The organism is Methyloparacoccus murrellii (assembly GCF_054657115.1).
On record NZ_BAAHXD010000092.1, the window covers coordinates 1 to 2,667 of the forward strand.

Sequence of the window (2,667 nt, forward strand, 5' to 3'; positions counted from 1 at the left end):
CGACTCAGCTGACTTGAGGCGACACGCCTCAAGCAGCACGGCATCACCCAGCTTTCCGAGGAGAGTCTTATGAAGGGATCAAGCCAGAATATCAGCTACAGAATTGACTTCATGAAAATGCGCCTGCTATGGGTTGGCATTTCCGTCGTGCTCAGTGTGGCAGCCATTATCTCGTTGGCCGCCAAAGGTTTGCATTACTCAGTGGACTTCACGGGCGGCACGGTAGTGGAAACCTCGTTTAAGGAGGCGGCTGACATTCATGATATTCGGTTACGGCTGGAGAGAGCGGGCTTTATCAACCCCGTCGCCCAGACATTCGGCAGCTCGCGTCAGGTTCTGATTCGTTTGGCACCCGCAAAAGAGCTCACGAATATAGAGCTCAAGAATAAGATCATGCATGCCATCAACGATGACGCCTCCAACCAGGCCGACATGACCCGCATCGAGTTTGTCGGACCACAAGTCGGTGAGGACCTGGCCGAGGGCGCCGTGCTCGCGATGATCATGGCCACGATAGGCATTCTTATCTATGTTGCCTGGCGATTCGAATGGCGATTCTCATTGGGAGCCATCTTGGCAACCTTGCATGACATCATCATGATTGTAGGGTTCTTTTCCCTTTTCGACTGGGAATTCGACCTGACCGTGCTGGCAGCAGTGTTGGCCATCATGGGATACTCACTGAATGACACAATCGTCGTTTTCGACAGGATACGGGAAAACTTCAGGAAGGTCCGTCGCGCAGACACGATACAGGTCGTGAACCTGTCAATCAACGAAACCCTCAGCAGGACCCTGATGACATCCTTTCTAACCTTGCTGACCGTTCTGGCAATGGCCCTATGGGGAGGACAGGCCCTGCATTATTTCTCGCTTGCCTTGATTATTGGCATCGTCGTTGGAACCTACTCTTCGATATATGTTGCAAGCGCGCTGACTGTCTGGCTTGGCATTAGCCGGGCAGACATGCTGGTATCCGAAAACGACAGCACCACAGACAATAGGCCTTGACCAGACGCCACCCCCGAGGTTCCAGAGGTTCAAATGGCTTCCATCAAATGGGTATTGGCGTTGCCAATCGGCCTCCTGCCCACCATCAGCCTTGGTGACTCTCCCGATTCGAACGTGCACCTTGACCTCACGCATACTTGGGCTGGATATTTTGCACTGACTACCATCACGCTGGCCTACATCTTCGCCATGCTTGAGGATGTGACATACCTACGGAAGTCCAAGCCCATGCTGCTGGGAGCCTCCATGATATGGATAGCCATTCTTGTCACCTATCGCCAGCATGGGGGCACCCACATTGCCGTCAAAGCATTCGAGGAGAACCTGCTTGCCTACATGGAATTGCTGCTGTTCATCATGGTGTCAATGACATACCTGAACGCCATGGAAGACATGAAGGTTTTTGACGCCTTGCGCATCAGGTTGGTGCAGCTTGATCTGAGCTACAGAGCCTTGTTCTGGGTTACCGGAATACTTATATTCCTGATCTCAAGCGTCATAAATGGCTTGACCGCAGGACTCTTGATGGGTGCAGTCATTGTCGCAGTAGGCAGGGATAATCCAACATTCGTCTCTCTGGCCTGCATCAATGTCGTGGTGGCCTGCAACGCTGGTGGCTCCTTCAGCCCCCTGGGCGGCATCTCAACGCTGTTCGTATGGCAAGGCAACGTCTTGAAGTTCACACAATTCCTGACCCTGTTCTTGCCCTGCCTGATCAACTTTCTTATCCCTGCCACCCTTATGAGCATGGCTGTCCCTCCAGGCAAGCCCGATATATCTATTGAGCATATCGAGCTACCCCGAGGCACAAAACGGATCATCTCGCTATTTGGCCTGACGATCGCACTGACCGTCATCTTCAATATGGCTCTCGAACTACCGCCGGTTGCCGGCATGATGGCCGGATTTTCGCTATTGCAGTTTTTCGAGTTCTACCTGATGAAGACCGCCCACCAGGAATTGGGGGATATGCCGAATATCACGACAGAATTCCTGGAAGAGGAGCAACGCAAGCGCAGTTATGCTATATTCGAAAAGGCAGGTCGCCTGGAGTGGGATACATTGCTGTTTTTTTACGGTGCCATGATGGGCATTGGGGGACTCGGCTTCATTGGCTATCTGGATATGGCTTCAAGCTGGCTCTATGGGCAGCATAGCGTCACTTTGGCCAATATCCTGATTGGCCTCTCATCCGCCTTCGTTGACAATGGAACACTGATGTTCGCGGTGTTATCGATGCGCCCGGATTTGTCGCAAGGACAATGGCTGCTGGTCACCCTTACCCTGGGTGTCGGTGGCAGTCTGCTGGCCATTGGCTCAGCTCCCGGCATAGGGCTCTTGGGCCTGAGCAAAGGCAAGTACACTTTCGCCAGCCACATGAAGTGGTGCCCGGCCATACTCCTCGGCTACCTTGCCGCCATAGGCACGCATTTCCTGGTGAACGCCAGATACTTCTAATGGGGACCTTGCGAAGCTGGATGGGCAGGGTTGCTCCATACGCCTGGGGATTGGCGTCCCCCCTTATCTGTACGCTGGTCAGCTGGCCCTTTGGAAGCCTCTTGGGATCGGCCAGCATTCTTCTGATCTACTTGCTAGGCGTTTTTCTGGTGGCCAGCCGCTTTGGACGTGGCCCTTCGATTGTCGCATCTTTGCTAA

Annotated in this window: 3 protein-coding genes; all 3 read left to right on the forward strand. The window is 53.4% G+C overall.

Going from position 1 to position 2,667, the window contains the following annotated elements:
* Positions 1 to 69: 69 nt before the first annotated feature.
* Complete coding sequence (secF, locus tag ACYQ1H_RS15340) at positions 70 to 1,011, forward strand: protein translocase subunit SecF (protein WP_460028908.1); 942 nt, start codon at positions 70 to 72, stop codon at positions 1,009 to 1,011.
* Positions 1,012 to 1,044: 33 nt separating this feature from the next.
* Positions 1,045 to 2,469, forward strand: a complete 1,425-nt coding sequence (gene nhaD / locus ACYQ1H_RS15345; RefSeq protein ID WP_460028909.1) for a sodium:proton antiporter NhaD — start codon at positions 1,045 to 1,047, stop codon at positions 2,467 to 2,469.
* Between the two features lie 20 nt (positions 2,470 to 2,489).
* Positions 2,490 to 2,667 (forward strand): DUF4118 domain-containing protein (locus ACYQ1H_RS15350; protein WP_460028910.1); only part of this gene is annotated, 178 nt, incomplete at its 3' end.